This is a genomic window from uncultured Paraglaciecola sp., from assembly GCF_913058035.1.
Lineage (GTDB): Bacteria > Pseudomonadota > Gammaproteobacteria > Enterobacterales > Alteromonadaceae > Paraglaciecola.
The window spans coordinates 1-5,582 of the sequence record NZ_CAJXPA010000228.1 but is presented as its reverse complement, the minus strand read 5'-3'; the positions used below and the strand labels follow the sequence as shown (position 1 = coordinate 5,582).

Genomic DNA, 5,582 nt, shown 5'->3' with positions numbered 1-5,582 from the left:
GGTTTATATTCAGGAAAATTAACTAACATTGGTGAAAAACGAAGTCCAACCGGCATCTTCAAACAATCAGTGTCACTGGTATCTGTCAATGAGCTGGGGATTATAGGAGACATTCAGGCTGATAAGCGGTTCCACGGCGGTCCTGAGAAAGCTTTACATCAATATGCATTATGTAGCTACGAAAAAATCATCAAGCGCTACCCTCTTCTGCACAAACAAGCCAAGTCTGGGATGATAGGTGAAAACCTTTCTGTTATAGATATGAACGAGCGCAATGTATGCATTGGCGATATCTACAAAGTAGGCAGCGCTGTGTTACAAGTGAGCTCTCCTCGCATTCCCTGTTGGAAAATCAATGCTAAGTTCAAACAACCTAATTTACACCAATTTATAGGTCTACATAGGCTCAATGGTTGGTACTACCGAGTATTGCAAGCGGGCGATATCGCACTAGATGATGTATTCATTTTACAGCAAAGACCTAATGCAAATGTTTCTGTCGATATTATGCTTAAGGTTATTAATTCTGAAGCTCAACTAGTTGAGGTCGTAACCAACGCCGTTGGTCTTGATCCTGAATGGCGAAGGCGGCTTCAAAAAAAGTACTCTTTGGATTAGAAATCGACACACTGTAAGAAGGAAATTTGCACAGGGTAAAAGGGAAATGCCATAAGAGTAAAAATTTGTTTAAAATCATAAACTTAAAAAAAACGGCGTATACATGGGTTTTAAAAACATCATGCCATTATTTACATTTTTACAAACCGTATTGTTTAGTTCTCATTAAGCGAATTTAGAAGTGGCGACTAAAAATTGGTAGTGAGTACTCACCTTAAACGGTAATTTTTTACTTATAAATAATTGACTGAAGATCTAATCAATTTAGGTCTTAAATCTAATGATGCAGATCATAGTAAAGGATTGGGGCGTCGGTTACATTTGGTAATAATTACACCCACAGGGCGGTGTTTACAGACCTAGAGCTCGTTGACGATGAACGTATCGCGTGAATTAAGGAAGCATATATACAAGCGAAATAATGGTTGTTGAATATTTAAAACCATAGACAAAAAAAAACACCACTAAAATTAGCGGTGTTCTTAAATGCTCAAATGCAATTAGCTACTATGCTTCTTGAATTATGACCAACTTGATAGTGGTAGTAACATCTGAGTGAATCTGCAAATTAATTTCGAATTCGCCTGTTTCACGTAAAGTACCAACAGGTAACTTAACTTCAGATTTTGTTACTGCAACACCAGCAGCGGTAATCGCATCAGCAATGTCACGTGTACCAACAGAACCAAACAACTTACCTTCGTCTCCAGCAGGAGAAGCAATAGTCACTTCACCCAAGGCGGCGATTTTGTCTGCACGAGCTTGTGCAGATAAAAGCTGGTCAGCAATCTTAGCTTCCAACTCAGCACGGCGAAGCTCAAATTTGTCTACGTTCGCTTTAGTAGCGGGAACTGCTTTACCTTGCGGAAACAAGAAGTTACGCGCATAACCTGATTTTACAGTGACTTTGTCACCCAAGCCGCCTAGGTTAGCGACTTTATCTAATAGTATGATTTCCATCTTTGCTACCTACGATTACTTGTGAGAATCAGTATATGGAAGCAACGCCAAGAAGCGCGCACGCTTAATTGAAGTTGACAACTGACGCTGATACTTCGCGCTAGTTCCAGTAATACGGCTAGGTACAATTTTACCACTCTCAGTGATGTAGTTTTTCAACATTGCGATGTCTTTAAAATCTATCGCAGGAGCATCAGCAGCAGAAAAACGACAGAACTTACGACGTCTAAAAAAACGAGCCATTATTTATCCCCTTCTTCTGCAGGAGCCGGAGCAGCTGTTTCTTCAACGGCAGCAACAGGTTTCTCAGCAGACTTTTCAAAAGGTTTTTCATCACGCTTTTCACGGCGTTCTTCTTTAGCCATAGGAGACTGTTCAGTGACAGCACTTTTGGTACGCATAACAAGGTTACGCAAAACAACATCGTTAAAACGGAAAGCAGTCTCTAGTTCTTCAACAGCTTCAGCAGTAGCTTCGCAGTTTAATAAAACATAATGTGCTTTATGAAGTTTATCGATTGGGTAAGCCAATTGACGACGGCCCCAATCTTCCAAGCGGTGAATGGTGCCGCCTTCTTGGGTAAGAATTCCAGTATAACGCTCGATCATACCTGGAACTTGTTCACTCTGGTCAGGGTGAACCATAAATACGATTTCATAATGACGCATATATGTTGCTCCTCACGGTTGTAGCCTCGATAGCACAGTCAAGCTATATAGAGACAAGGAACTAAAAGTAGTGACTGTTTTAAGCGGCGCGGATTGTATATAAACTGGGCTTTTTGTACAAGATATATTTAGCTTACAGTTAGTAATAGTTCTGTTTTTCAGGGATTTAGGAGAAATGGGGTAAATTGTTTGGCTTATCATATAATTTATTAGGCGCTAAAAACATGAGCCGTGCTTGGTGACTACTCTATGTGTTTTGATACAAATTCTCGTCGAATCAGTTATTTTTTCTAAATTGTAGACAACCATTTAAGTTGAACAGTAAGGATTTCGCTTAAAATCACGCCAAGATAACTTAAGAGACAATTTGAAAGGGTATACACATTAATTTAAAGCTAAAAGTTCTCACACAAGCCAAGCTTATTGTGTACAGTGCCAAAAAAATGCAGAAGGCATAGTCTTCACACGTCGATAGTAATGATAAAACAAGCAGTACTTTAGCTTAGGAATTTGATGCGTTTATTTAAAATCGATGCGGTAGATTGGCTCGCCACATTACCGTCAGACAGTGTGGATTTAGTGATAACAGACCCACCTTATGAGTCATTAGAGAAATATAGGAAAATTGGCACAACTACTCGCTTAAAAGTGAGTAAATCTTCTAGTAATCAATGGTTTAATATTTTTCCAAACGACCGTTTTGAGAGTTTATTCAAAGAGGTTTACCGAGTACTTAGCAAAAATTCTCATTTTTACTTATTTTGTGATCAAGAGACCATGTTTTTTATAAGACCTATTGCTGAAAAAATTGGCTTCAAATTTTGGAAAGCCATAGTCTGGGATAAAGTCAGTATAGGAATGGGTTATCACTATCGCTCAAGACACGAATTTATACTTTTTTTTGAAAAAGGAAAAAGAAAGCTAAATAATTTAGGTGTTCCAGATGTACTCGAGTGTAAAAGAGTTTATAGAGGCTACCCAACTGAGAAACCTGTTCCGCTTATCGAAATACTCATTCAACAAAGCTCGTCTAACGGAGAACTAGTAGTTGATCCCTTTTTTGGCTCAGGGGCAACTCTCCTAGCAGCTAGAAATTGTGGCAGAGAATATCTTGGCAATGATATATCTAACGACGCACATGATTATTTTAAGAATCGAGAGCATGATTAGCCGCTGGCTAAGTCATGTTATTTAATAATGTAGGCATATGAACCTCTCAAATAACAACACGGTCGCCATGACGCCGATGCTATTGGCTTACCTTCGATTTAAATCGAACCAATTATTTTGTGGATTAGTTGGAAAAAGATAGAATAACATCTACACAAAACTCTTTTAATTCAGCGCATCCAATTAAAAACCAAAACCTATCGACCTGAAACCTTTGCTTCGCTCTCCCATAATTGCCACACCATGCCTAAACCATAAGAGTAAGTACTTTTATCTCTGAAAAGTGGACTATCTTCATTTGCTGAACCTGAATGAAGTGATGCACGGGCAAAGGTAAAAATTCGAATGTCTTCAGTGGCATTAAATGACAGGCCGACAGATAAATCTGTACCTAAGTAACCATGTTTTGCGTCGTAAGCTTGACGTTGTTCGGTTACAACATTACTACCCACTTGATAAAAATAATCATGCAATTTTTCAGTTGCCCATGTAGGCGATAAACTAGCAAATAAAGCTGTTTTTTCGCTTAACAACCCACGCTGTCTATAACTAAGTACTGGTTGAAACACATACCCACGTTTATCTATACCTGAAAAATCAGTTGAAAATGCTGCGCGAGCTTGCAAATTTAAAAATAATTCCCCTTTGCCATAACGCTCAAATTCAAATTTTGATAAGCGTATTCTAAGCTGTGGACCCAGTTCAAAAATGAAGTCTAGGTCAGGCATGCCCTCTCTAATCTCATTATTTTCTGAATTAGCATTAAAAGAACCTGCCAATGATAGGTCTAGTTCATACCAGCTTTTGTCTATCGCAACTGCTCTGGCAATAGAACCGTCGCCTATACGTAATGTTTCACCGCGGTAGATAAAATAAGGAGCGGGGATGATATTAATTTGTTTTCGATCCGCAGCGGGGTATTCTGACGAGTTGAAAACAGCAGCTAATACACCGACTTCCCACACAGGACGTATATCATCTTCTAAGACAATTTCCTGTTGTGCATTGATGTCGGTATTCATGACAATAATAGACATTATTGCCATATATTTTATTGAACAAAACCAAGTGTTGGTCCTAAGCAAAATCATTCCCTATTTTTACAGTGGCCTTTAATACTTACATATTTACCTTGTGGCGTAGACAAAAGATCCTTCCTCTCCAGTTCAATAAAATATTATTCCATTAACTTATGCCAAACTTATGTAAGAAAACATTACATTTATTTCACTTTATTATAAAAAAAGCCTTGAGATCATTTCTGCTAGCCCCATCTCATGTCGCAGAACTAAGTTCTAATAAAACAGAATTCTAAGCAGACGATGCGTCTTTTGCTTAATCACCGCCTTTATGTGAAAGGCACACAACTTTTACTAACATTGGAATTTTCAGGAGATTTGAGAATGGCAATTCGTCCTTTAAACGATCGCGTTATCGTTAAGCGTCACGAACAAGAAAGCAAATCTGCAGGTGGCATTGTACTAACAGGCTCTGCAGCAGAAAAATCGACTCGCGGCGAAGTTATCGCTGTCGGTAACGGCCGTGTCCTAGACAACGGTAATGTTAAAGCAGTCGACGTAAAAATCGGTGACATCGTAATTTTCAACGATGGCTATGGGGTTAAAACTGAAAAGTTAGACGGCGAAGAAGTGCTTATCCTCAGCGAGAGCGACATCTTAGCAGTCGTCGAATAAACCCAATCCACTAACAGAATTTTGAGGAATTATTATCATGGCAGCTAAAGAAGTTCGTTTTTCTGATGACGCTCGCGCAAAAATGCTTGCTGGCGTTAATGTATTAGCAAATGCAGTAAAAGTAACACTTGGTCCTAAAGGCCGTCACGTTGTATTAGACAAATCATTCGGTGCTCCAACCATCACTAAAGATGGTGTATCAGTTGCGAAAGAAATCGAACTTGCTGATAAATTTGAAAACATGGGCGCTCAAATGGTCAAGGAAGTTGCTTCCAAGGCTAATGACGAGGCTGGTGATGGAACAACAACTGCAACAGTATTGGCACAAGCTATTGTAACTGCTGTCTGTTATACACATTTGACGCTGCCGACGAAGACGAAAGTCCAGCTGATGATGCTCTCCGTCGATTGCCAAGAGCACACCTCGCGACCGTATTCTTCACACCACTCTCACACACCAACACCAACACGT

General features: G+C 39.3%; 8 protein-coding genes. 4 read left to right on the top strand and 4 right to left on the bottom strand.

Annotation, left to right across the window (positions count from 1 at the left end):
* Nucleotides 1-618: MOSC domain-containing protein (locus tag QZ562_RS19060; protein ID WP_293763777.1), on the top strand; the 618-nt coding region annotated here is incomplete at its 5' end.
* A 507-nt stretch (nucleotides 619-1,125) separates the two neighbouring features.
* Here QZ562_RS19060 and rplI read toward each other — a convergent pair.
* The 3 genes from rplI to rpsF are packed head-to-tail and all read right to left on the bottom strand — an operon-like array spanning nucleotide 1,126 to nucleotide 2,246.
* Nucleotides 1,126-1,578: a 50S ribosomal protein L9 gene (rplI, locus tag QZ562_RS19055; protein WP_293763774.1), complete on the bottom strand. Its 453-nt coding sequence runs from the start codon at nucleotides 1,576-1,578 to the stop codon at nucleotides 1,126-1,128.
* A 15-nt stretch (nucleotides 1,579-1,593) separates the two neighbouring features.
* Nucleotides 1,594-1,821 carry a 30S ribosomal protein S18 gene (rpsR, locus tag QZ562_RS19050; protein WP_293763771.1) on the bottom strand — a complete coding sequence of 76 codons (228 nt, stop codon included), beginning with the start codon at nucleotides 1,819-1,821 and terminating at the stop codon, nucleotides 1,594-1,596.
* Entirely contained in the window at nucleotides 1,821-2,246 is a 426-nt protein-coding gene (gene rpsF, locus QZ562_RS19045) for a 30S ribosomal protein S6 (protein ID WP_293763768.1), read from the bottom strand. Before rpsF ends, rpsR begins: the two co-directional genes overlap by 1 nt.
* A gap of 513 nt (nucleotides 2,247-2,759) precedes the next feature.
* On the opposite strand from rpsF, the gene QZ562_RS19040 reads away from it, so the two are divergent.
* Nucleotides 2,760-3,416, top strand: a complete 657-nt coding sequence (locus QZ562_RS19040; protein ID WP_293763765.1) for a site-specific DNA-methyltransferase — start codon at nucleotides 2,760-2,762, stop codon at nucleotides 3,414-3,416.
* 197 nt (nucleotides 3,417-3,613) lie between these two features.
* Here QZ562_RS19040 and QZ562_RS19035 read toward each other — a convergent pair whose 3' ends face one another.
* Nucleotides 3,614-4,453, bottom strand: coding sequence for a MipA/OmpV family protein (locus QZ562_RS19035; RefSeq protein WP_293763762.1), 840 nt, complete (start codon nucleotides 4,451-4,453; stop codon nucleotides 3,614-3,616).
* A 366-nt stretch (nucleotides 4,454-4,819) separates the two neighbouring features.
* On the opposite strand from QZ562_RS19035, the gene QZ562_RS19030 reads away from it, so the two are divergent.
* Both QZ562_RS19030 and QZ562_RS19025 read left to right on the top strand, forming a co-directional pair.
* Entirely contained in the window at nucleotides 4,820-5,110 is a 291-nt protein-coding gene (locus tag QZ562_RS19030; RefSeq protein WP_293763760.1) for a co-chaperone GroES, read from the top strand.
* A gap of 37 nt (nucleotides 5,111-5,147) precedes the next feature.
* On the top strand, nucleotides 5,148-5,582 hold a 435-nt coding region (locus QZ562_RS19025), incomplete at its 3' end, for a TCP-1/cpn60 chaperonin family protein (RefSeq protein WP_293763758.1).

What these genes read in the sequence shown, in the direction of transcription:
- rpsR (WP_293763771.1), bottom strand. Translation starts at nt 1,821, where the DNA reads ATGGCTCGTTTTTTTAGACGTCGTAAGTTCTGTCGTTTTTCTGCTGCT.
- QZ562_RS19030 (WP_293763760.1), top strand. Translation starts at nt 4,820, where the DNA reads ATGGCAATTCGTCCTTTAAACGATCGCGTTATCGTTAAGCGTCACGAA.
- QZ562_RS19035 (WP_293763762.1), bottom strand. Translation starts at nt 4,453, where the DNA reads ATGTCTATTATTGTCATGAATACCGACATCAATGCACAACAGGAAATT.
- QZ562_RS19040 (WP_293763765.1), top strand. Translation starts at nt 2,760, where the DNA reads ATGCGTTTATTTAAAATCGATGCGGTAGATTGGCTCGCCACATTACCG.
- rpsF (WP_293763768.1), bottom strand. Translation starts at nt 2,246, where the DNA reads ATGCGTCATTATGAAATCGTATTTATGGTTCACCCTGACCAGAGTGAA.
- rplI (WP_293763774.1), bottom strand. Translation starts at nt 1,578, where the DNA reads ATGGAAATCATACTATTAGATAAAGTCGCTAACCTAGGCGGCTTGGGT.